The sequence below is a fragment of the Clostridium omnivorum genome, from assembly GCF_026012015.1.
In the GTDB taxonomy this organism is placed as follows: domain Bacteria; phylum Bacillota; class Clostridia; order Clostridiales; family Clostridiaceae; genus Clostridium_AX; species Clostridium_AX omnivorum.
Genome location: NZ_BRXR01000001.1, coordinates 2,986,488 through 3,011,384, shown reverse-complemented (window position 1 = coordinate 3,011,384; position 24,897 = coordinate 2,986,488). Strand labels below are relative to the sequence as shown.

Genomic DNA, 24,897 nt, shown 5'->3' with positions numbered 1-24,897 from the left:
AAAGCTAAAAGCATGTTTCTAAAATATTTTTCCCCAAAAAATATAAATTACAAGGTATAAAAATTTTTTTATTATTTTATTTTATTAACTTGCATAGAATAGTTATGTACAAACTGTGGATAAGTGGAGGTGAAATATGAAAGATAAAAAATTAGTAAAAGAGGTATTATACATTTCACTTCCAGCTGTGAGTGAAATGATATTATATATGTTTATTTCCGTTTTTGATACTATGCTGATAGGGTTGTATGGTGGACAAACTGCTGTTAGTGCAGTAGGCCTTTCAAATGAAATTATGTTTTCTCTCAGCAGTGTTTTTATTGATTTAGGCGTTGCCATTTCAATTACTTCTATAGTAGCACGCAAATATGGTGCAGGTTACAAAGCCGAAGCTGATCAATATGCCTCCATGGGACTTAGTATAGCAATAATTGTATCCTTTGCTCTATGCTATCTACTCTTTTGCTTTTGTCCAACTATTTTATCAATTGCGGGCGCAAAAAAGGCAGTATTAAGCCTTGGAACAAATTATATGAGACTAGCCCTTTTAGGTCTATTTTTTAAAATGCTTTCAACTACTATGGACTCCATTATTAGAGGTTATGGAAATACACGTACACCTTTATTGGTCTCAACAATAATTTGCATCATAAATTTATCCTTAGACTACCTGCTTATATTTGGAAACCTTGGCTTTCCTGAGCTTGGAGTTATGGGTTCAGCAGTTTCTATGCTGGTGGCTCAAATATGCGGTTTTACCTTTGTAGTATTTTACACCTTAAATTTATCCAAAATTAAAATTCATATTAATTTTATGCTAAAATTTCAATTATCAAAACTTAAGGAACTTATCAGCTTAGCTGTGCCAACTTCTCTAGAGGAAGCTGTTTTTAGCTTAAGCAGACTTCTCAGCTTATCAATGATATTACATACAGGAACCACTGCTTTTGCTTCTAATCAAATTGCAACTACAATTGAATCCATTTCCTTTATGCAGGGAATGGGGTTTGCTGCAGCAGCTACAACCTTAGTTGGAATAAAAATTGGAGAGAGAAACTATATACGAGCTCAGCAATATGGTAATGCTTGTGCCTTTCTAGGCGGAATAGCTATGACTATCTGTGGTATAATATTTTTCTTATTTCCAGGAAATCTAATACAATTATTTCTTCATGAAAAGGAAGCATCTGTAATATACTATGGTACTCTTTGTCTTATGGTAGGCTCTGTTGAACAGCCCTTTATAGCAGCTTCTCTAATTTATGCAGGAGCTTTAAAAGGTTACGGTGATACCAAAACACCCTTTGTTATATCTCTTATCACATGCTGGCTAATAAGAATACCACTAATGTATTATTTTATCTATCTTGGCCGAGCTTCTGTAGTTTATGCCTGGTGCATTACTATAATACAGTGGTGTGCCGATGGACTTCTAATGTTTATCTTCTTTGAGCGTAAATTTAAAAAAAATAAGTTTAGAAATAACTATAGCAAAAGAAGGTTGAACCTATAATACTAGGCTCAACCTTCTTTTATTTTATAAAATTAATCAACTTTTTATTACTTAAAATAATATAATTATAAATAGTTAATATAATAATTATATATGCAGTGCCTTTTCTATAGCTCTATAAACATTATCACTGTCTTCATCGCTATATTCCTCTGACACTTCATAATATGCAGTTTCAATTTTTTTCTCATGAAGCAGTTTGAACACTTCTTCCATAAAAACACCCCTACTTCCAGTTATGCTGCAAGTTGGACTTTCATTAATTCCTATTATACCGCAGAATTCATATCCACTTTCAATATATACAATTAAGTCCTCTAAAACCGGAACAAATAATTCATTACATAATTCTCTATATTCTTTAGAGTCATATTCTTCTTTAGTCATAGGCTTTCTTGTAATACCAAGGAATTTTAGTTCAGGGCATGGAAGTTGTATTATTCCAACACCACTATCTACTATTTTCTTAACAAAGCTAAAGGCACCCTTTGCCCTGGCTAAAGGATAAACCACACTATTTTGATTTAAAACACAGTGGCTCATTACAAGTATTTTTTTACTTCTCAATTTAACTCTCCTTATAACATATAATATCTTTATAAACTAAAAGGATAGTATAGTGAAACTACCTATCCTTTTAAACTTATACTTAAGCCGATAAATTTGAAGAACTCTTGTATTGTGCAGGTATTAATTTTATAGCTGCAGACACTAATATACAAGACCCTATTTTGTCTATTATGTTTCCTGTAATTCTTGGAACAAAGGCAGCGCTAAATATGTCCATTCCTGAATTTTTTAGCCAAGTGAATATAAAATCGTTACCTGAGCCTGTTATTCCACCATATACCCATACAGCAATTGGAGATCCTATTAAAGGACATACTATTGATAATATAATACCTGTAATTACTGCAGGAACTAATCCAAACTTATACCTTTTTGCTATAAACCCTACAATTAAACCTACAGCAAGGTTTACTAAGAAAAATGGTATATCTTTAGGATTTCCGGATAAAATAGGAGTCAGCAGGTTAGTAATAGTACCAACTGCCGCCCCATACAAAGGTCCGTAAAGTGCTGCTATAAAAATTGTACCTATAGTATCTAAAAATAATAACGGAATTTGAAGCCTTGAAACTATTGTTCCTAGTACTATATTAATTGCAACTGCCATAGCACTTATAACTAGCAAAAATACTTTTCTATTTCTCATAATCTTCCCTCCAACATTTAATCTCAATGTAATTTTATATGCAAGTTATTCCAATGTAAAATAGCTATTTTAAATACTTGAAACAGTATCTATAAGAAAATCCGATTTTGATCATATAGTTTAATACGTTTACAACATAAATTTCAATATAAACTTTATTTTTTGAATTATTTTAATATTATTTCTTTCATTTGTGTATCACATTTTATTAAAAAGTGTAGTATAATAGATAATGTGCGTATTAATTGCACTTATTTCCAAAAGGCTCAAAAATAACTTCTAAATTAGAGAGCCTAAATAATTTAGATGCATAATATAAATTATGTAATAACAAGAAATACCAGGGGGTGTAAAAAAGTGAGAATTATTTTATTAGGGGCTCCAGGCGTTGGAAAAGGAACGCAGGCAAAGCTTATTGCTAAAGAATTTAATGTATGCCATATATCAACAGGTGAAATGTTTAGGGCTGAAATAGCCAAGGGCAGCAATTTAGGAAAAATATCTAAAGAATATATGGATAAAGGCGATTTAGTTCCAGACGAAATTACTACACAAATAATAGGAGAAAGACTTAAATGTGATGATTGCAGCAATGGCTTCCTACTAGATGGATTTCCTAGGACTACTGCTCAGGCAGAAGCATTAGATAAACTTCTAAACGAAGAAAATAAGACTTTAGATAAAGTCGTTTTAATAAATGTAAAAGATGATATTATTTTAGAGAGAATTATAGGTAGAAGAACCTGCAAACAGTGTGGTACTAATTATCACATTAAGTTTAACCCCTCAAAGCTTAAAGAAAAATGTGAAAGCTGTGGCGGAGATTTAACTCAAAGAGAAGATGATAAGGAAGAAGTTGTGACTGAGAGGTTAGTGCAATACAATAAGCTTACTCAGCCGCTAATTGCATACTATAACAATAAAAATTTACTATCTTCAGTTGATGGAACACTTTCTGTGGATGAAGTTTTCCATGAAATTTCTTCACTTTTGATTTCTTAAAAATTTTCTTATAAGATCTCCCGATTATTATCGTTACTTTTTTGATGATTTGGTAATAATAATTAACGATAATAATGCATTGGATTTATGGATAAGTCTTTCAATAAAGAAACGTAGACTATCCTGTGTTTCCAGCGAAAGGAGAGTTTATATGAAGAGTTTACAAGGAACTAAAACAGCTGAAAATCTAGCAAAAGCTTTTGCAGGAGAATCACAAGCACGAAATAGATATACAATTTATGCAAAGGTAGCTGAGCAAGAAGGTCATATACATACAGCTGAGGTATTTAGAGAAACTGCAGATAATGAGAGAGCTCATGCCAAAATCTTCTTTGACTTCTTAATTCAAGGTCTTGGTAAAACACACATAAAGGTAGATGCAGAGTATCCAATTGGATATGGCAATACAGCACAAAACCTTCAATATGCCGCTGAAGGAGAAAAAGAAGAATGGGGAACACTATATCCATCATTTGCGGATACTGCAAAGCAAGAGGGCTTCCCTGAAGTTGAGCTTGCACTTAGAAAGATTGTGGAAATAGAAACTGCTCATGAGAAGCGCTTTCTTGATTTAATGAATGCTCTAAATAACGGAACACTCTATAAGAAAAATACCCCTCAGTACTGGAAGTGCATAAATTGTGGGTATATATTTGAGGGAACAGAGGCACCAAAAATATGTCCTGCATGTAAATACCCTCAAGGCTGGTTTGAAATAATGTACAATAATCTTCCTAACGCATAAATTTATTTAACTTTAAAAAATACTTTGCTATTAATTTGGCAAAGTATTTTACTTTTAAAAGGATTTCAACGTCTTTTATAGAATTGTACTATTGTATTATACTTTGAGAGGATGTACATTTGATGTTTTACTTGATATTAGCTATACTATGCAGTTCTTCTATAGCGCTAATTTTTAAATACACCGAAGGAAATAATATGAATAGATATGCTGTTACCACTATGAACTATTTTACAGCTTTCATAGTATGCTTCATCATGCTTATAATTAATAAGCTTGAGATTTTAAGTTTAAGTGGTAACTTCTATAATGAATTTGTACAAGTAGTACTAAATGGCAGTGGTTCTTTTTCAAAGTATGGAAGTTTGATTTGGGCTATTCTGATTGGAGTATTTGCAGGGGCCTTTTTCTTCTTATCATTTATCTATTATCAGAAGAGTGTTAAAAAAAATGGTGCTTCCCTTTCAGGTACCTTTGGAAAATTAGGAATACTAATTCCTATGTGTATGTCTATAATACTATGGAATGAATACCCTACTTCACTGCAATGGGTTGGAATAGCACTCTCTATTATTTCTATTATTATTGTAAATTTATCTTTTGATAAAAATAATTTAAATGGAGTAAATTTAACCTTGATATTGCTCTTCTTCTTCGGAGGAATGGCGGAATTCTCCAATAAAATATTTCAAAAGTATTCCTTAATTGAATATAAAGATGTTTTTCTATTTTTCGTATTCTTTATTTCATTTTTAATTAGCCTTTACTCTACTTTAAGGAGTAAAAACAAGGTAATTTCAAAGGATTTATTTATAGGCTTTTTAGTAGGTATACCTAATCTCTTTTCGTCCTTTTTCTTAATACTTGCTCTAAATACAGTTAAAACTTCCGTAGCCTTTCCACTATATAGCGCTGCAAGTATAATTCTTATAAGCCTTGGAAGTTTTGTAATATTTAAAGAAAAGCTGCGAAAAAAAGACATAACTGCAATGATCATAACAATAATAGCCTTAATGATTATAAATGTTTAAAAATAAAGTTTTACACTAATGGTTGTCTATTATAACTTATTACCTTTATAAGGAATATACTATAATATAGAAACCTACTTTGGGGGGTAGATTAAATGAAGCTTCTTGCATTTTTTATCATTCTTGGAGCCTCACTAGTTATTGTTCTACTGCCAATCTACTTAGATTTTAAAAGAAATAAGTCAAGTTGGTTTGGAGTTGTAGAAAAAAAAGAAGTAAAGGATTACTTCTATAGGGGTATGCATAACGCAATATATCAACTGTACATTCTAAAGGATAATGGAGAGAGATTTACTTTTACCGTTAACGAAATCGTTTACTATGATTTGAGCATTGGTGATAGAGTAAAAAAAGAAGAAGGGCAATTTTATCCTAAAAGACTATAATTTAAAAGGGAATGCAGCTGCATTCCCTTTACTTACCTCTAAACAATATTATTTAAAGCTTGATTTAAATCCCAGATTATATCTTCTACATTTTCAAGTCCAACTGCTAGACGGATTAGTCCATCACTGATTCCTACAGCTTCTCTCTCTTCCTTAGTGTATGGTGAGTGTGTCATAGAAGCTGGGTGTTCAATTAAGGTCTCAGCATCTCCTAAGCTAACAGCTAATTTACATAGCTGAACACTATTCATTACTTTTATTCCATCTTCATATTCACCTTTTATTTCAAAGGCTATAACAGCTCCCGGAAGACTCATTTGCTTCTTAGCTAATTCATATTGAGGGAAGCTTTCAAGGCCAGGGAAGTATACTCTTTTTACTGCTGGATGTGCTTCTAAGAATTCAGCTACCTTCATTGCATTAGAGCAGTGTCTTTCCATTCTTATTTCTAATGTTTTCATTCCTCTTATAATTAAAAATGCGTCAAATGGGCTTAATGAAGCTCCTGTCATATCCTTTATTCCAAATAATCTAACATTCTTTATAAATTCGGCATTTCCAACTACAAAGCCCGAAATAACATCACCATGTCCATTTATAAACTTAGTTCCTGAATGGATAACTACATCAGCTCCTAGTTCAAGTGGTCTTTGGATATATGGTGAGCAAAAAGTATTATCAACCATTACTATACAGTCTTCTTTTTCGTGCGCTATATCACTTATTGCCTTAATATCTGCCACTTCAAGAGTTGGATTAGCAGGTGTTTCTAGATATACAACTTTAGTATTTGGTCTCATTGCCTTTCTTACATTTTCAGGGTCAGTAGTATCTACAAAAGTAACCTCTACTCCATACCTGGATATTCCATGATTTAAGTAAGCAAAAGTACATCCATATAATGTTTTTGCCGAAACTACGTGATCTCCAGCCTTTAAAGCAGTCCAAAATGCTGAAGATACTGCACCAATACCAGAAGCAGTAGAAACAGCAGCTTCTCCGCCTTCAAGCATTGCTATCTTTTCTTCTAATTGAGTATTTGTTGGATTTCCAAGTCTAGAGTAAATATAGCCATCTTCTTCAAGTGCAAACCTTTTTCCTCCCTGCTCAGCAGAATCAAAAACAAAGGTTGCTGTCTGATGAATAGGTGTAGCTAAAGCCCCATATTGATCGTGTTTATGTCCGCCATGAATTGCTCTTGTAGCAAATCCCATTTTCTTTAAATCTTTATTTTCCATTTTAATTACCCCCAATTTAAATATATATACTGTAATCTCAAGCAACAATTGTGCCAATTTTGTAAACGTTTAAACAAATGATTTAATTGTCAGCAATAGCTTCATTTTGCGAGCTTGCAAAAAAAGAAGACTTCCATAGAAGCCTTCTATAATAAATTTAATTAAAATAATGGAAAGAAAATATTCCACTCTAATATTTAAGTGGAATATTTTCTTTCCATGTGGAATAATTTTTTTACAATTTTATATCATATTTTTTAACTTTGTTTATTATTGTTGTATGAGAAACCCCTAATAGCTTTGCAGTTTTCCTGCAGCTTTTATTTGAACTAAGAGTCCTGCGAATTATTTCTTTTTCGCACTGCTCCATTAATTCCTTAAGGGGTAATTGTTCATTTACCTTATTGCTTATAGGTACATCTATATTAACATTATTTTTGTTTCCAAACTCAATTATTAGTTCCCTTTTAGTTAGAATGTCACCTTCGCACAAATTCATTGCTCTTTCTATTACATTTTGAAGCTCTCTAACATTTCCCGGCCAATAATATTGCATAAGTGCATTTATAAACTCCAGCTCTACTCCCTTAACATTCTTCTTCAGTTTTTTATTAAACTTTGCTATAAAGAATTGTACTAAACTCGGAATATCTTCTAGGCGCTCACTTAATTTAGGTATATACATAGGTATCACATTTAATCTATAGTATAAGTCTTCTCTAAATGCCTTATTTTCAATCATCTCTTCAAGTTTTTTATTTGTAGCAGATATTATCCTAACATCAATATATTCCTCTTTATTGCTTCCTATTTTCCTAATGCTGCCTTCTTGTATTACTCTTAAAAGCTTTGCTTGAAGATACATTGGAAGTTCTCCAATTTCATCTAAAAACAATGTACCTGCGTCAGCTTCTTTAAAAAGCCCTTCCCTTCCACTCTGCATTGCCCCGGTAAAACTGCCCTTTTCATATCCAAACAATTCACTTTCCAGCAAATTTTCTGGTATAGCTGCACAATTAATTGTGACAAACCTTTTATTTTTTCTCTCACTCAAATTATGAATTGCCCTTGCAAACAATTCCTTTCCTGTACCGCTATCACCTCTTAAAAGCACAGTGGAATTATTCTTAGCCACAATTGTAGTCATCTTTTTTACATTTTCAATTTGTATACTGCTGCCTATTATGTCTTTAAAAGCTTCTTCTTCATTATTGGAAACTAATGAATCAATTACTTCAAGCAGCCTTTTCTCGTCTCGCTCATGATAGAGCAATTCTATTTCGCTTATTGATAGAACATCTTTAATCTGGTATAATTCACTCTTTAATAATTCTTTTTCTTCATTGTCTATTTCTTCAATTTTTACACATACTTTTTCAAAAAAAACTTCCATGGAGATTAAGTTAATTTTTCTATCATATATTTTTTCTAGTATTTCAACAGTAATACCCAATCTATCCCTTGTAATTATCTCAAATCTGATAAATTCATTCATCCCCATCACCCTTATACCTAAATTTAAAGAATTTCTTATATATATTGTATTCTATCATTAACTAAAAACTCAAGTGACTGCAGCCTACACGGTGCCCCTGACTATTAATTCAGGTTTAAGTATGATAAGTTCTTTATTTCTTTCTCCATTTATAATTCCAACTAAAAGCTTGCAGGCCTCTTTGCCCATATCATATATAGGCTGAGCAACAGTTGTAAGTTCAGGTTCAATTAACTTAGATATACTTATATTGTCATATCCCATTACTGCTATATCCTCAGGAATTTTATAGCCTTTTCTAGTTAGAAGCTTCATTCCACCTAAAGCCATAACATCACTGCTGTAAAAAATGGCATCTATGTTTTTTGAAGAGTTTACTATTTCCTCTGTTGCCTTTATGCCTCCATCTATAGTGAAATCTCCTGTGAAAATTAATTCTTCATTATATATGTTAAGTTCCTTTGTAACTTCTTCAAAGGCTTTTAATCTTAGTTTTGCTACTTTTAGCTTTTGAGAACCTGTTACAAACACAATATTTTTTTTGCCATTTTTATAAAGATACTCCACTCCAAGTCTAATCCCCTCTTCATTTGCGCAAAAGACTCCGCTGTATTCCTTTGATGATTCTATATATCTGTCCACTATAACAAGTGGTACATTATTGTTTTCTAGCATATGAAGGTTTTCTACACTTTTTCCTCCAGAAACAAATATTACTCCATCCACAAGCTTGCTAATTAATAGCTTAACGTACTTTTCTTCCTTTTCCTGATTATTATCTGAGTTACAAAATATAACATTGTAGTTCAATTTTCCTGCGGTATCCTCTATAGCTCTTGCCATTTCGGAGAAAAAAGGATTCTCAATATCAGGTAATACTATGCCTATAGTCTCAGTTTTTCTTGTACTCAGGCTTCTAGCCACAGTATTGGGAATATAGTTTAGTTCCTTTACAGCATCATATATTCTTTGTCTTGTAGCTTCACTTACATTTATCTCTTTATTATTAAGTACCATAGATACCGTAGCTTTGGAAACGTTTGCTTTTTGTGCTATATCTGCTAATGTTGCCTTCTTCATTTTTATCCCCTCAAGTCCCTGCATATTTTTCTCTATTTACTATTAAAACATATTTTTTCTATTTTTTGTATACAATTCATCTAGTTTTTAAAATTAAAGCCCCACTTTAAAAGTGGAGCCCTAACTATTTATTTAAAGGGGGATGAAATATTATTTGCTTATAATTACTTTTTAACTATCTTAAGTTCTACTGGTATTTGTTTTGGTACTGTTTCACCTTTAGTAACCTTAACTGCATTGTCCACTGCCATTGAACCCATTAAGTCTGGTTGTTGTGCTATTGTAGCTGCCATATCTCCACTGTTAACAGCATCTACAGCATCCTTATTTCCATCAAAGCCTACTATTATAACGTTTTTGTTAGCTGCTTTTAATGCTTTTACTGCCCCTAAAGCCATTTCATCATTATGAGCGAACACTGCATCAAAAGCTGGTGTAGCTTGAATTATATTTTCAGTTACAGATAGTCCCTTTTGTCTATCAAAATCTGCTGCTTGGCTTGCAACTACTTTAACATTAGCTTTTCCGTCTACAACCTTGTGGAAACCAGCTCCTCTATCTCTTGTAGCAGAAGCTCCTGGTATTCCTTGAAGTTCAACTATCTTTATATCTGATTTAGTCTTTAATTGATCTAATATGAAATCTGCTGCCATGCTTCCACCCTTAACGTTATCTGATGCTACGTGGCAAACTACATCTCCACCATTTGCTTGTCTGTCAACAGTAATAACTGGAACTTTCTTATCATTAGCAACTTGAATAGAATTTTTTACTGCATCACTATCTGTAGGGTTTATAATAATTGCTGTAACACCTTGCTGCATTAAGTCTTCTACGTTTGATCTTTCTTTAGCTGAGTCGTTTTGTGAATCTAAAACTACAAGAGTGTAGCCTAATTCTTTAGCCTTTTTCTCAGCACCGTCCTTCATGGAAACGAAGAATGGATTGTTTAAGGTTGATATAACCATACCAAGCTTTTTAGTAGCAGTAGTTGTGCTTTCCTTCTGCTGTGAACAACCTACAAGGCTGCCTACTAATAACATAGATACAACTGATAAGGATAATAGCTTTAAACTTCTTCTTTTCATTTTACTTCCTCCCTATTGTTTATAATATATATTTTTTTATTGCTTACAATATTAATGAAATACTAGCATTATATTACCCGTGTTTTTATCTAAATATTTATCTTGATTTATTGCTCTTTTTATCTAAAAGTACGGCTATTAATATAACCAAGCCCTTAACTATTGACTGATAGAAGGGTGAAACGTTCATAAGGTTTAATCCATTGTTTAAAACTCCTATTATTAGGGCACCTATTATAGTGCCAACTACACTTCCTTCTCCACCAGAAAGACTTGTTCCACCTATTACTACTGCTGCAATGGCATCAAGCTCAAAGCCTGAACCAGCATTAGGAGAAGCTGAACCTATTCTGCTTGTGATAATTACACCACTTATTGCTGCTGCAATACCTGATACTACATATACCCAAGTTTTTATTTTGTCTGTATTTATACCAGAAAGTCTTGCTGAATCTTCATTACCACCTAATGCATATAAATATCTTCCAAACTTAGTTTGACTTAGTAGATAGTATGCAATTAATACTGCCACAGCCATAATCAACACTGGTACTGGGAGTACACCCATTTTTTTATTTCCAATTGCACTAAATGCATTATTTAATCCTGATATTGGAGTTCCATTGGTAAATACATAGGTTACTCCTCTTAATATTGTCATTGATGCAAGTGTTACAATAAAGGCTTGAACCTTTCCCTTTGATACTAATAGACCATTAATTAACCCTATGGCTCCACCAACTATTACTGCAACGATTACTGCTAAAAGTACATTTCCGTTAGTCTTTACAACTGATGCTGCTAAGGCTCCAGCTATTGCTAGAATTGAACCAACTGAAAGATCTATGCCTCCTGTTAGAATTACGAAGGTCATACCTATAGCTATTACAGCGTTTACAGAAACCTGAGTTAGTACATTTGTAATATTAGATACTGTCAAGAATCTAGGTGTAATTACTGATATAATGATACATAGCACAAAGAATGCTAGAAGTGATTTATATTTAACTAAATTTCCTTTTATACTATTCTTCATAAGAAAATCCTCTCTTTCGTTAACTATTTTATTCCTACGGCTAGCTTCATTACAGATTCTTGATTTGCATCCTCACGAGCAAGCTCTCCGGATATTTTTCCTTCGCTCATAACTATAATTCTATCGCTTATCCCTAATACTTCCGGCAAGTCTGAAGAAATCATAATTATTGCTTTTCCCATGGATTTTAATTCATTTAATAATTCGTATATTTCCTTCTTTGCTCCTACATCTATACCTCTAGTAGGCTCATCGATGATTAAAACCTTTGGTGCTACCAGGAGCCACTTAGCAAGTATTACCTTCTGCTGATTGCCACCACTTAAATTTTTAATAAGTTGTGCACTGCTTGGTGTCTTAACCTTAAGTTTTTTAATGTATTCCTCTACGTCTTTACTCTCAGCATTTTGGTCAATACGTTTAAATTTATTTTCATACTTTTCTATATTGCTTAAAGTCATGTTTCTACCAACGGACATTCCTAAAACTAAGCCTTCTTTTTTTCTATCTTCTGATAGATAACAAACTCCATTGTTAATTGCATCTCTAGTAAAATTAATTTTTACCTTCTTACCTTCAACATATATCTCTCCAGAAGTAGCTTTATACTCTCCAAATATAGTTTTAGCAAGTTCAGTTCTTCCTGACCCCATAAGCCCTGCAACACCAAGTATTTCTCCGGCTTTTACTGCAAGTGATGCATCCTTTACTATATTTCCATAATTTAAGTTTTTAACTTCTAAAAGCACTTGGCCCTTTTTATATTCCTTATATGGGAACTGTTCCTCAATATTTCTTCCAACCATCATATTGATTAACTTATCATTATCTATATCCTTAACTCTTTCTTCTCCAACATACTTTCCATCTCTTAAAACAACTACCTTATCGCATATTGCAAAAATCTCTTCCATTCTATGGGATATATAGATGACTGCAATTCCTTTTTCCTTTAAGCTTTTTATTACCTCAAATAGTTTTTTAGTTTCTACATCAGTTAAGGCTGTAGTTGGCTCATCCATTATAATTATTTTAGAATTTTTAGTAAGAGCCTTAGCAATTTCGATCATTTGCTTTTCTCCTACGCTGATATTCTTTACTAAAGTAGAAGGGTCTATCTTACAGCCAATCTGGTCTAAAAACATCTTGCTTCTTTCGTTTATAAGCCTTTTTTCTATTCTTCCAGTAAACTTATTTGTTTTTTCATTACCTAAAAATATATTTTCTGCTACTGTAAGGTTTGGCAGTACACTTAACTCTTGGTGGATTATTGTAACCCCAAGCGATTCTGCTTCCTTAATACCAGTAATTTGTACTTCTTCTCCATCTATTTCTATGGTTCCAGAATCTTTCTTATAAACACCACTTAATATCTTCATAAGAGTTGATTTACCAGCACCATTTTCCCCCATAAGAGCTGTAATCTCTCCGCCAAATGCAGTAAGGTTTACATCCTCAAGGGCCTTAACTCCTGGAAAAGACTTTGTTATTTTTGTCATTTTAAGCATTGGCTTTTGCTCTTTCATATCTTTATCCTCCCTTAGAAGACAACTCCTGACTTCAAAATAATATTTGCATATGGAGTTTGCTCTCCTGTTCTTATAACTGCTTTACATTTTTTAAGCTCTTGTTTTAGCTCTTCATGGGATATAAATGTTATTTTCACATTTTCTAAGCACTGCTGAATTTCGCTATACACCTTAGGATTTATGTCCTTTGTTTCTGCTGCAATTATTGCCTCTTCTACTTGAAGTTCCAATAGAACAACTTTAAGAGTTTGTATAAAACTTGGTATATCCTTAATAAGAGCTACATCTATTCTTCTTGTTTCATCAGGTATTGGCAGTCCACAATCCCCTATAGCTATTTCATCTGTATGCCCCATTTTTGATATTACTTCTGATATATCGCTATTTAACAAAGCTGTCTTTTTCATTTTAGGCCTCCTTATAAATATCAAGTACTTCGTTTAAGTATGGTATTGATGGCTGTGCACCTTTTCTTTGTACTGCAATTGATGAAACCTTATTTCCGAACCGAACCGCAGCCTTTATATCTTCAAAACTTAAATTTTCTGCATCTATAGTGGAAGAAAGTGCTCCTATAAAGCTATCACCTGCTGCTGTAGTATCAATTGCTTCAACCTTATATGCACGCACTATTTCACTGTTTTCCTTTGTTATTACAGCTGCTCCTTTTTCACCAAGAGTGATTATTACACATTTAACACCCTTTTTGAAAAACTCTTCAGCTGCTCTCTTTCCACTGTCTAAATCTTTAACTTCTATATTTGTTAAAAGTGCTGCCTCTGTTTCATTTGGAATTATTATATCTGTATATTTAAGAAGTTCATCATCTATTTCTCTAGCTGGTGCTGGATTTAAAATAGTAAGCTTGTCATGCTTTTTTGCTAATTTGAAAGCTTCTATTGACATATCCATTGGAGTTTCAAATTGAGTAATAACTATATTTGACTCTTCTATTGCACCTTCAGTACTGTTTATCTCATTACTGTTTATTGCCATATTAGCACCAGAAACCACTATAATTGAATTATCCCCATTATCGTCTACATTAATAATTGCCATTCCTGTAGGTTCTTTGTCATCTTTAAAAACATATCTCACATCAATATTATCTTTCTCAAGTTCTTCTGTTAAAATCATACCGTTATCATCTCTGCCAACCTTGGCTATCATATATACCTCTGCACCGCTTCTCTTAGCAGCTACAGCTTGATTTGCACCTTTTCCGCCAGCTATCTTTTCCATAGACTTTGACATTATAGTTTCCCCAACCTGAGGCATATTTTTTACTTTTAATACTATATCCATATTCATGCTTCCAAGCACGCAAATTCTATTCATTCTAAACCCTCTCCTTTAGTAATTATTTTAGTGAAACGGTTTACTAAATCGGTTAACTATATAATACACCGTTTGTAAACGTTATGCAATAGTAATATAAAAATATTTTTGAAAGTGTCTATATTATCTGAAAATGATGCTCTTAAACTTTATTCCCTATATGCTTTATTGAATAAGGCTTTAATTTTGCTATATACATAAGGACTTACCCCTTACATAAAAAAGGCCGCTGTACAGCTAACAAAATAATCAGCTGCACAGCGAGCCCTTAACATATCTACTTCTTTTCTATCTTATCCATAAGCTTCTTTGGATTTACTATGGTTCCAAACTTATAAGTTTTATTATCATTTTTATAATCAATAATATCCCCAGTACTTAAAGCTGCTTCCCAAAACTTTTCAGGAGTGATATCTGGATTTACTTGGCAAGCAAGAGCATATAAGCCTGAAATATATGGTATTGACCAACTCCAGCCTCCATTTCTATAAAAAACATAGTCTTCCTCTCCTGTTGGGCTTGCTACAGTTCTTGAATCCATAGGTATAAGCAAATAATCACTTGTCTTTAACAGATCAGGCTTCTTTAAATACTCATTCTTCCAAAAGATTCCGGGTTCATAAGAACTAGGACTTTCTGGGTCATTGAGTATATCTCTTCCTAAGCCTTGAAAATTAAATTTATAGGTTTCATGTATTGATGATGATACTACTAAAATTCCTTCTTTTTTTGCTCTTTTAACTGCTTCAGTTACTTCTTTGTATCCCTTTTGCTCTTTGCTCCACCCCACGGATATGGATATTACCCTTATTTTTTTATCGTTTTCAAGGCTTTTATTTACCTCCAAAATTCTATCGATAGATTTAGCAAGCCAAGTGAAATCCCAGTCAAATCCACCATCTTTAAAATCTCCATGTGTTTCAGCAATGTAATACAAGTCTGCTTCTGGTGCAACGCCCACATTTTTTCCTACAGCTATTGAAGCTACAGCTGGACCATGCATTTGTGCTGGAGTACCATTATCAATATGTATTTCATCATAATACCTTAATCTGTCCTTATATTCTGTATGATCTACTAAAAGCTGCTGGTCAATTATAGCTACTCCGACTCCTTTTCCAGTAATACCTTTGCTGTGGAGTTCTCTAATGCCAAGACCAGGATTCTTTCCAAGTTCCATAATCTTATCCTTATCAAATTCTTTAGGTAAATTCTTTGGCCAAACAGTTTTACTATCAAAGTCAGCATATTTTAAATCTTTTAATCTATCAGCTAATGATAAATCACTAATATCATAGCTTCTCAAATCCACTTGCCAGTTATCCTCAGAGTTTGGATTAAAGCTTGGAAGTCCTGTCATTTTTCCCCTTGAGTAGCTTGCTGCTGGCGGATGCCTTACAATACCAAGTTCAACTTTACTATCACTCTGTTTTACATCCGCCGTTTTTGCCTTTTGCGTACAGGAGCAAGTTAGTAGCAAGGATAAAATAATTACTCCTATAAAACCTCTCTTCATTTTAAATCCCCCCTAAATAAAATAAAAACAACCATGCAGTTAACTAAAAACCTTTGTGGAAATTATTATTACTCTACTACTTTAATATCTTCAACAATACTAGACGTAAATAATTTTTTCGTACCATGTCTTGCAGCTAAATAACATATTAATACTACTGCTGCCCAGATAGCCAAAATATTGCTTATAGATATACTCCATGTCATTCCACTTGTTAAAGATTTTCTAGCCAGTAAAAAGAATAGATAATTAATTATATATCCCAATACAGTACCCCAAAATGCAGATGAAACTCCATAAAATAATCCTTCAGCAGCTATCATTTTTCCAACTTCATCGTTTCCCAGTCCAACAGCTCTTAGCATTCCAATTTCTCTTTTTCTTATCATTATATTCATACTCATTATATTAAATAAATTAATAATACTAACAATAGCTAATACTGCTACAAATCCATAGGTTATTAAAGTCACCTTAATATCTTTCTTCTTAGCTTTTTCTAGTTCTTCTCTATAGGATACTAGTTCTAAATTACGATATTTACTGAGCTTATCCTTGAGTTCTTTTTCAACTTCATTGTAATTTGCATTTTTTTTCAAATTAAAACTAACTTTTTCATATCCTTTAATATAAAGATACTTCTCTGCAACTTTTTCACTTGTAAATATAACATTTTGTTCATTAGGAGAAGTGGTTTTAAAATCTGCTTTTAATAATCCTCCAATAGTAAAGGTAGTTGTATCAGTTTTAATATTTCTGCCATCAGGAGCATACTCCCAATACTGTAGTTCAATTTTGTCCCCAACTTTTAGCTTAGTATTATTGCTATAGTTTAGATTTTGACCTACTATAGCTATTGGCTTTTCTAGAAGTTCCTTTTCATTGATTTCACCTTTATCCAAGTATTTATTTAGTTCATTTAATTTATCACTAGTATATCCATATACTTCTATACCTTTAAACCTATATCTCCCCTTTTGGAAGTCATACCTATCATCACCAAGCATCTGTTTAGAGAGAATATTATATCCTTCACTAGTGATTGCATCTTTGGGTATTTGCATTATTGTACTAGAACTCTTTACTTTATTTATTTTATCTATACCATTTATCTCACTAATCAATTTGATATCCTCATCATAAAGTGCACCATTGGGGTTATCTTTAGCAGCTGCAACTATTGCAAAATCTCCTCCTACAGATTCCCTAATGCTTTTTGATGAATTAGTGGAGCAGCGTATCAAATAACCCACAAATATAAACATTATTATACATATAGTCAATGAAACAATAGTAGAACGCCCTCTCTTTTTATTTCTATGTAAATTTAGATATCCCATACTAGTGGTAAAGCTAGCCTTTTTATTTATAAACTTATTAATTTTTGAATTTTCATTTACATTTGAACCTTCTAATTGTAAATTGTTATTAGAATTAATTGCTTCCATAGCGGATATTTTAGATGCCTTTTTGGCAGGAAAATATGTACCTAGCAGTATTGTAGAAATGCCTACCACTACAGAGGAAATAATAGCCTTATATGGTATGTAAGTTATATCAGTGAAAATCTTATTTCCTACAGCAATATTTATAATACTTCTCATAACAACATTTCCAACTATAATTGAAATGGGAATAAATATAAGGCCTAGTATCAGGCCTTCACCTAAAACCAGTACTTCTATTTCCACGGGAGATGCACCTATGGCTCTTAACATACCTAGCTCTATAATCCTCTCTGTAACAGACATATTAAATATGTTATAGATTATAATACTTGCTACTATACATAAAACCACACTTAATATATTACTGAGTTTATTAAAAGCTTTCATTCCTTCATAATATATTACTCGGCCATAATTAGTATGTAGTTCTAATTGATTGTATTCATTAGAACCCATTATGAACTGTACACCCATTTGTATAGGATATTTCTTATTCACAGCAAAGTATCCTTTATAAAAAGTATCCTTTGCTGCTATTGTATCTTCAACATATTTTTCAGTAACATATGCACTTCCTTTATTTTTTTCTTGATTGGTAGTGAATTTATGATTAAAAATACCTGTTAGCACAAATTCTTTATCTTCATTTTTCTTTTTATTACTACCTATTTCTAAATTAAGTTTTACTTTATCACCAATATGATACTTTTGGGGCATACTATCCAAAATCCAATCCTCTATAATTATCTCATTATCTTTTTCTGGATATTTGCCTTGTAATAGCTTTAGATTAAGAAAATCCCCAAGGTTATTTTCGCATCCATCAATCTCTAATTCATATTTAGTGTTAGGAACTTTATATTTTCCTAAATAAGCAAGACTTGAAAGTTTCTCCACTACTTCATCCTTCTTTAGCTTCTCTACATTTTTTTTGTCAGGGGAATATAAGAAGACGTCATAAGTACCCCCATCCTCTTCTATGCCTCTTTTATATGCATCTTTCATTAATCCATCAATCATAATATTCATAGCTATAATCAAAGAAATAGATAATATTATTCCTATACCCACATAAAAGGCATTTTTCTTGCTCTTAAGCATTCTCCTTGGTATTAGTGACCAAAAACTTTTCATAGGTTCACCCTCTTGTCCTCTATGATATCGCCATCAGCTAAAGTTATAATTCTATTAGCACATCTAGCTACATTAGGATCATGAGTTATTATGACAAGTGTTTGATTAAATTTAATAATTGAGTGAGTTAAAAGTTCCAATACCTCAGCACTATTCTTGCTATCCAAATTCCCTGTAGGCTCATCTGCAAAAATAATAGAAGGTTTATTAGCTAGTGCTCTTGCTATAGATGCCCTTTGCTGTTGCCCTCCAGATATTTCTCCTGGCAGATGTTTCCTCCTATCCTTTAGTCCAAGAGTCCCCATAAGCTCATCTATATAATCTTGATCTACCTTTTTCCTATCCATTAAGAGCGGTAATTTAATGTTTTCTTCCACATTCAATATAGGTATAAGGTTAAAAAACTGAAAAATAAACCCTATGTTTCTCCTTCTAAATCTAGATAATTCTTTTTCGCTCATAGAATATATATTTGTACTATTAATATACACTTGTCCAGCAGAAGGCTTATCAAGTCCTGCTAAAAGGTGAAGTAGCGTACTCTTACCTGAACCACTTGGTCCAATTATTGCAGTAAATTCACCTTTTCTAATTTCAAGATCTGTAGGCTTAAGTGCCTTCACTGCAGTTTCTTTAAAGCCATAAGTCTTTGTTAAATTTACCGTTCTCAATAATTCCATTTTTACCCCCTCATATTATGTCTAATTTGCCTTTTTCAAAACATAATATCCTGTAATCTCTCCTCTATATATGTAATCCCCGCTCTTCCATTCCATAAATAAATATTTATTTCCTTCAATTTCTTTTATATAGTATTTACTTGCAGTCTTATCTCCATGATGCATTATAAGCCCTTTAGTCCAAGTCAACCAACTATTTTGCGTACTTCCATCTCTATTAAATTGAATATTAAAATTCAATATTTCTTTGTTCCAATAGTTTTTATCTAAATTAAAGCTTTCTATACTTGGAACAAAGTCTATACTCTCCCAATTCCCCAACACTTCTTTATCCTCTATAAATTGAACATTTATATTATCAATATTTCTATATTTTTCAATCCCTAATGCCTTAGAATCTGTAAGTGTAGTCATAGCAAAAACTAGTACTAAAATTGTTCCATAAATTGCATTCTTAGCAGTTATTCTTTTATATTTGCTTATCATTTTTATTCGTCTCTTACTCTCATGTTTTGTACCCAAAGCCCCTACTGTTGCAGCTATTTTAGACTTAGAAGTAAACTTACTCATAAGTTTTATTATTGTTATGCCATAGTTTTTAACTTCACCATTATCTAATTTATTAAGGGCTTTATTATCGCAGCATAACTCCGTATCTTCTCTAAACATTTTGTAAGCATACCATACAAGGGGATTAAACCAATGCACTACCAAAATAATCTGAGTTAAGTAAATTCTTAGTGTATCTCTTCTTTTCATATGAGATATTTCATGAATAAAAATATTTTCTAAATCCTTATCACTTAAACTCGCAGCTAAATTATAAGGTATTAATATCTTTGGTTTAAAAACACCATAGATACATGGACTTTTAACTATATTACTTTCTAATAGTTTAATATTTTTATAGTATCCTACTCTTTTTTTACCTCTCTCTAGAATTTCAATTCTACTATCCTTCACATTAGTTTTATCTAGCATAAGTTTTATGCTAAATATTATTCTCATAGCTAAATATACTGCTGCCAATATACTTATTCCTAAAATCCATAGTATAAAACCATATTTAAGAAATAGGTATTTATTTATTCCTTCCGAATTATCAATTACCACTGGTTCCTTTGACTTGTCTATAAATAATGAATTAATAGTAGTATCTCTTTCATTGTTTTTAGTTTCATAATAACTTTGTGTATCACTATATATTACTGCTGGTTTCTCTGAAGCACGCTCTATGTAATTAAAAACAGAAAACTTACTCTGTGGAAACATTGGTACAACTAATCTTAGGAAAATAATAATCCAGAGCAAGTAATTAAACTCTACTGCTAATTTATCCTTAAACATTTTTCTAAGTATTGCTACACAGACAATTAGTATAGATGCTATACAGGATGCCCTTAAAATCCATAGAAATATAATAATAAATTCAGTAAAGAATTTCCCCATTAATTTTCTTCCCTTTCTTGCAATAATTTTTGAAGCTCCCTTACATCTTCCTCAGTTAGTTCACTGTCATTAATAAAATTAACAAGCATAGATTTTACAGCACCATTATAAACTCTTTTAATAAAAGACTTATTTTCCTTTTGTATGCAATCCTCTTGACTAATCAATGGATAATAACAATATACTCGTTGCTTCTCTTCGTACCCAAGCACATCCTTTTTTACCAGTCTGCCTATCAGCGTTTTAATTGTTTTAGGCTTCCAATCCTTTTGATTTTCCATAACTGAAATTATCTCACCTGCAGTAATTGGATACTTCCCCCATACTACTTTCATAACTTCCCATTCAGCATCAGATATAGCAGGTATCTCCTTCATTTAATCATCCCTTTCGAATATCGATTACATATGTAATCTTTACTAAATCTTAATACTTTTTGTAAAATATGTCAATTGCTATTTTAAAAGTATATAAAAATAACCTTAGACGAAAATCTTTCGCCTAAGGTTATTAATTAGTTATTCATTATTATCTAGTGTATATTTCAACTATCTTTAATATAAGTTCTACTGCCTTTTCCATTGAAGATACTGGAACATACTCGTATTTACCGTGGAAGTTTAATCCTCCAGCAAATATGTTTGGAGTAGGAATTCCCATGAAGGATATTGTAGCTCCATCGGTTCCTCCTCTTATTGGACGAATTAATGGCTTTATACCTGTTTCTTCCATAGCCTTTATTACATTGTCTACTACATATTGAACAGGCTCGATTTTTTCTTTCATGTTCTTATATTGGTCTCTTAATTCTAGTTTAATTCTATTGTTATACTTCTTGTTTAAGTATTCTACCATATCTACAATGAATTGCTTTCTCTTTGCGAAGTTCTCTTCATCAAAGTCTCTTATTATGTAGCTAAGTACTGTAGATTCAACACCACCATTTATGGAATTTAAGTGATAGAAGCCTTCATAACCTTCTGTTGCTTGTGGAGTTTCTAGTTCTGGGAATAAGCTTATAATTTCATTTGCTATAAGCATGGAGTTAACCATTTTATTTTTTGCATAGCCTGGGTGAACATTTCTTCCTTCAACTGTTATTTTTGCAGCTGCAGCGTTGAAGTTTTCACATTCAAGCTCTCCAATAGCTCCTCCATCCATAGTATATGCTAATTCTGTATTGAATTTCTTTACATCAAAATGAAGTGGACCTCTTCCAACTTCTTCATCTGGAGTAAATCCTACTCTTATTTCTCCATGAGGTACTTCTGGATGCTGAATTAAATATTCTATTGCAGTAATTATCTCAGCTATACCAGCCTTATCATCTGCTCCAAGAAGTGTTGTACCATCAGTAGTTATAAGTGTTTCACCTATGGATTCCTTTAATTCTGGGAAGTCTTTTGGTGAAAGTACTATGTTTAATTCCTTGTTTAATACAATGTCTCCACCATCATAGTTTTCAACAAATTGTGGCTTAACATTTGTACCACTCATATCAGGGCTTGTATCCATATGAGCTATAAAACCAATGCTTGGAACCTTTTTATCCATATTTGAAGGAAGAGTTGCCATAACATATCCATTTTCATCTACAGATACATCTTGCATTCCAATTTCCTCAAGTTCTTTTACTAACTCCTTAGCTAAAACTATTTGTCCTGGAGTAGTTGGTACAGTATTAGAATCGTCATCTGCCTTAGTATCAAAACTTACGTACTTTAATAATCTTTCTACTACTTTTGACATATAATTCACTCCTTCTTTATGTTGTGGATGTAACGTTTTCACATCTATTATACTACTATTAAAAAAATTTCTCAAATCTTTATTGAGAAATTTGCAACTTTCAAATCAATTTTTCATACTTTTGATTTGAAAGTTGTAAATGCACCTTAAATTTTATTCATTTTCCATAGCTGTTTTATAAACTTTTCTTCCCTCAAGAGACCAAATTCTCTCTGAAAAACTTCCAGCTTCAGTATCACCTAAAGCCTTTTTCATATCAAACATTCTAGCATCGATTATATCAATATGATGCAATAATTCTGCTTCAGGAATCATAGGCTTCACAGGGCTTCCAAACTCAGGTTCATAATGGTGAGAAAGTATCATATGCTGCAGCAGCATAACAATTTCTTTATCTGCCCCAAGGTTTTCACCAATCACTTCTAAATTCTTTATTCCTTGAACTATATGCCCTAAAAGTTGACCCTGTACCGTATATTCGCTAACTATTCCTAGTACACTTGATTCCATTTCATGAAGCTTTTCTAAATCATGAAGTATAATTCCTGCGTATAATAAGTCCGTATTCACATAGGTATAAATTTTCGCAAGACTTTCACCTATTCTTAGCATAGTTAATTCATGATATAGAAGCCCTGACTTTATAGAGTGGTGATTTTTTTTAGCTGCTGGATAATACATAAGCTTTTCTTTGTTTTCTTCTAACACGTAGCTGACGATATTTTTAATATCCTCATTCTTCATGGCCATTACATAATTCATTATTTCACTATACATAAATTCAGGCTCAAGAGGTGCTACAGGAACAAAATCATCAATCTTAACTCCATCTGAAGGAATACTTTCTCTAACCTTTTCAATCTTTAACTGAAGAACATTCTGCCAAAGATTTACCATTCCTCTAACCTTTATAAGGGTATTTTCAGAATATCTTTTATCATCTCCATCAGCAAGCTCCCAGAGCTTAGCATTTATTTCCCCTGTCTTGTCTCCTAAATTAAAGTCAAGATATCTCTTGCCATTGCTGGAAGTCTTACACTCCACAGATTTTACAAGAAAAAACCCATCTATTCTTTCACCTGCTTGAAACTCATTTATATTTTTAAAATCCATATCTTCTTGTACCATCCCTTCTCGTTTCACTCTCTTAATAAAATATCCATAGAAATCAGCTTTTATAACACTATTATACCATTTTATGCTTTTATAAATATATTTTTTAAAACAAAACCCCAATCTTAATAGATTGGGGTAAATTCATTAAATTTGTGCTTCACTTAGCACTTTTTTAAGCTTATCAGCTGATTCCTTAAGAGCCTTTGCTTCATTGTCATAAAGCGGCACTTCAAGCACCTTTTTTACACCACTGGCACCAACAATACTTGGAGCTCCAATATATATGTCATCAATGCCATAATTGCCTTCCATCAAAGTTGATACAGTGAGGATGGAATTTTCATCTCTCAAAATAGCTTCTACTATTCTTCGAATTGCAAGTCCTACAGCATAATAGGTAGCTCCTTTTTTCTCAATTATATGGTAGGCAGAATTTTTAACATTCTCTTGTATTTTATATTTGAGATTTCCATCACATTTATTGCAATTGTTCTTGCAGTACTCTTCTACACCCATGCCCGCTATGCTTGTTAAATTCCAAGTTACAATTTCTGAGTCTCCATGCTCTCCCATAATGTAAGTATGAATATTTCTATCATCCACATTAAAGTGCTCACCTAGGAGATATTTTAGTCTTGAAGTATCAAGAACTGTACCCGATCCAATAACCCTTTCCTTTGGAAATCCAGAAAGCTTATAAGTAATATAACTCAACACATCTACAGGGTTTGATACCACCAGTAAAATTGATTCTGGGCTGTATCTTACTATCTCTGGAATTATGGATTTAAAAATTGCAAAATTCCTATTTATCAAATCAAGCCTAGTTTCTCCTGGCTTTGAAGCTGCTCCTGCGGTAATTATGACTATATCTGAATCTTTAGTATCTTCATAACCGCCTGCGGTAATCTTTACAGGCATTACAAAGGACGAGCCATGAGAAAGGTCCATTGCTTCCCCTTCTGCCTTATCTTTATTCAAGTCCACAATTACTATTTCGGAAGCCAAACCACCATTCATAATAGCATATGCTGTAGTAGAACCAACAAAACCTGCTCCAATTATAGATATCTTAGTATTTTTAACCTTCATTTTCATCACTCCTAAA

23 protein-coding genes are annotated in these 24,897 nt (G+C 32.4%); 5 read left to right on the top strand and 18 right to left on the bottom strand.

Annotated elements, in window-relative coordinates; translation table 11 throughout:
• The first annotated feature begins 136 nt into the window (after window positions 1–136).
• Window positions 137–1,513 carry an MATE family efflux transporter gene (locus bsdE14_RS14145; protein WP_264850614.1) on the top strand — a complete coding sequence of 459 codons (1,377 nt, stop codon included), beginning with the start codon at window positions 137–139 and terminating at the stop codon, window positions 1,511–1,513.
• Between the two features lie 87 nt (window positions 1,514–1,600).
• Here bsdE14_RS14145 and bsdE14_RS14140 read toward each other — a convergent pair whose 3' ends face one another.
• Together bsdE14_RS14140 and bsdE14_RS14135 are read right to left on the bottom strand one after the other, a co-directional pair.
• Window positions 1,601–2,080, bottom strand: a complete 480-nt coding sequence (locus tag bsdE14_RS14140; protein ID WP_264850613.1) for a CD3072 family TudS-related putative desulfidase — start codon at window positions 2,078–2,080, stop codon at window positions 1,601–1,603.
• Window positions 2,081–2,162: 82 nt separating this feature from the next.
• A complete protein-coding gene (locus tag bsdE14_RS14135; RefSeq protein ID WP_264850612.1) occupies window positions 2,163–2,729 on the bottom strand; it encodes a CD3073 family putative ECF transporter S component in 567 nt (188 codons plus the stop codon).
• A gap of 357 nt (window positions 2,730–3,086) precedes the next feature.
• Here bsdE14_RS14135 and bsdE14_RS14130 point away from each other — a divergent pair, with 357 nt between their 5' ends.
• The 4 genes from bsdE14_RS14130 (at window position 3,087) to bsdE14_RS14115 (ending at window position 5,893) form a co-directional block, all read left to right on the top strand.
• Window positions 3,087–3,731, top strand: a complete 645-nt coding sequence (locus bsdE14_RS14130) for an adenylate kinase (RefSeq protein ID WP_264850611.1) — start codon at window positions 3,087–3,089, stop codon at window positions 3,729–3,731.
• A gap of 151 nt (window positions 3,732–3,882) precedes the next feature.
• Window positions 3,883–4,476 (top strand): rubrerythrin, encoded by a 594-nt coding sequence (gene rbr, locus bsdE14_RS14125; protein ID WP_264850610.1) that lies wholly within the window; start codon window positions 3,883–3,885, stop codon window positions 4,474–4,476.
• 122 nt (window positions 4,477–4,598) lie between these two features.
• Window positions 4,599–5,507: an SMR family transporter gene (locus bsdE14_RS14120; RefSeq protein WP_264850609.1), complete on the top strand. Its 909-nt coding sequence runs from the start codon at window positions 4,599–4,601 to the stop codon at window positions 5,505–5,507.
• Window positions 5,508–5,602: 95 nt separating this feature from the next.
• Window positions 5,603–5,893: a DUF7489 domain-containing protein gene (locus bsdE14_RS14115; RefSeq protein WP_264850607.1), complete on the top strand. Its 291-nt coding sequence runs from the start codon at window positions 5,603–5,605 to the stop codon at window positions 5,891–5,893.
• A gap of 38 nt (window positions 5,894–5,931) precedes the next feature.
• Here the strand turns inward: bsdE14_RS14115 and megL are convergent, their stop codons facing one another.
• The 16 genes from megL to bsdE14_RS14035 all read right to left on the bottom strand — a co-directional run bounded on the left by megL (window position 5,932) and on the right by bsdE14_RS14035 (window position 24,881).
• Window positions 5,932–7,131, bottom strand: coding sequence for a methionine gamma-lyase (gene megL, locus bsdE14_RS14110; RefSeq protein ID WP_264850606.1), 1,200 nt, complete (start codon window positions 7,129–7,131; stop codon window positions 5,932–5,934).
• A 235-nt stretch (window positions 7,132–7,366) separates the two neighbouring features.
• Window positions 7,367–8,626 carry a sigma 54-interacting transcriptional regulator gene (locus tag bsdE14_RS14105; RefSeq protein WP_264850605.1) on the bottom strand — a complete coding sequence of 420 codons (1,260 nt, stop codon included), beginning with the start codon at window positions 8,624–8,626 and terminating at the stop codon, window positions 7,367–7,369.
• 84 nt (window positions 8,627–8,710) lie between these two features.
• A complete protein-coding gene (locus bsdE14_RS14100) occupies window positions 8,711–9,706 on the bottom strand; it encodes a LacI family DNA-binding transcriptional regulator (RefSeq protein ID WP_264850604.1) in 996 nt (331 codons plus the stop codon).
• A gap of 164 nt (window positions 9,707–9,870) precedes the next feature.
• Window positions 9,871–10,794, bottom strand: coding sequence for a ribose ABC transporter substrate-binding protein RbsB (gene rbsB, locus bsdE14_RS14095; protein ID WP_264850603.1), 924 nt, complete (start codon window positions 10,792–10,794; stop codon window positions 9,871–9,873).
• Window positions 10,795–10,891: 97 nt separating this feature from the next.
• Complete coding sequence (locus bsdE14_RS14090) at window positions 10,892–11,830, bottom strand: ABC transporter permease (protein ID WP_264850602.1); 939 nt, start codon at window positions 11,828–11,830, stop codon at window positions 10,892–10,894.
• Window positions 11,831–11,853: 23 nt separating this feature from the next.
• Window positions 11,854–13,356, bottom strand: a complete 1,503-nt coding sequence (locus bsdE14_RS14085; protein ID WP_264850601.1) for a sugar ABC transporter ATP-binding protein — start codon at window positions 13,354–13,356, stop codon at window positions 11,854–11,856.
• A gap of 14 nt (window positions 13,357–13,370) precedes the next feature.
• Entirely contained in the window at window positions 13,371–13,766 is a 396-nt protein-coding gene (gene rbsD, locus bsdE14_RS14080) for a D-ribose pyranase (protein WP_264850600.1), read from the bottom strand.
• Between the two features lies 1 nt (window position 13,767).
• Window positions 13,768–14,697, bottom strand: coding sequence for a ribokinase (gene rbsK, locus bsdE14_RS14075; RefSeq protein WP_264850599.1), 930 nt, complete (start codon window positions 14,695–14,697; stop codon window positions 13,768–13,770).
• Between the two features lie 277 nt (window positions 14,698–14,974).
• Window positions 14,975–16,213 carry a S8 family serine peptidase gene (locus tag bsdE14_RS14070; RefSeq protein WP_264850598.1) on the bottom strand — a complete coding sequence of 413 codons (1,239 nt, stop codon included), beginning with the start codon at window positions 16,211–16,213 and terminating at the stop codon, window positions 14,975–14,977.
• A 68-nt stretch (window positions 16,214–16,281) separates the two neighbouring features.
• Window positions 16,282–18,795, bottom strand: coding sequence for an ABC transporter permease (locus bsdE14_RS14065; RefSeq protein WP_264850597.1), 2,514 nt, complete (start codon window positions 18,793–18,795; stop codon window positions 16,282–16,284).
• On the bottom strand, window positions 18,792–19,475 hold the full coding sequence (locus tag bsdE14_RS14060; protein ID WP_264850596.1) for an ABC transporter ATP-binding protein: 684 nt from the start codon (window positions 19,473–19,475) through the stop codon (window positions 18,792–18,794). The genes bsdE14_RS14065 and bsdE14_RS14060 overlap by 4 nt, the downstream gene beginning before the upstream one ends.
• A 21-nt stretch (window positions 19,476–19,496) precedes the next feature.
• Complete coding sequence (locus tag bsdE14_RS14055; protein ID WP_264850595.1) at window positions 19,497–20,924, bottom strand: M56 family metallopeptidase; 1,428 nt, start codon at window positions 20,922–20,924, stop codon at window positions 19,497–19,499.
• Window positions 20,924–21,301: a BlaI/MecI/CopY family transcriptional regulator gene (locus tag bsdE14_RS14050; RefSeq protein WP_264850594.1), complete on the bottom strand. Its 378-nt coding sequence runs from the start codon at window positions 21,299–21,301 to the stop codon at window positions 20,924–20,926. The genes bsdE14_RS14055 and bsdE14_RS14050 overlap by 1 nt, the downstream gene beginning before the upstream one ends.
• Window positions 21,302–21,452: 151 nt before the next feature.
• On the bottom strand, window positions 21,453–22,673 hold the full coding sequence (gene pepT / locus bsdE14_RS14045) for a peptidase T (RefSeq protein WP_264850593.1): 1,221 nt from the start codon (window positions 22,671–22,673) through the stop codon (window positions 21,453–21,455).
• A gap of 153 nt (window positions 22,674–22,826) precedes the next feature.
• Window positions 22,827–23,816 carry a 3'-5' exoribonuclease YhaM family protein gene (locus bsdE14_RS14040; protein WP_435382516.1) on the bottom strand — a complete coding sequence of 330 codons (990 nt, stop codon included), beginning with the start codon at window positions 23,814–23,816 and terminating at the stop codon, window positions 22,827–22,829.
• Between the two features lie 117 nt (window positions 23,817–23,933).
• A complete protein-coding gene (locus bsdE14_RS14035) occupies window positions 23,934–24,881 on the bottom strand; it encodes an L-lactate dehydrogenase (RefSeq protein ID WP_264850592.1) in 948 nt (315 codons plus the stop codon).
• Between the last annotated feature and the right edge of the window lie 16 nt (window positions 24,882–24,897).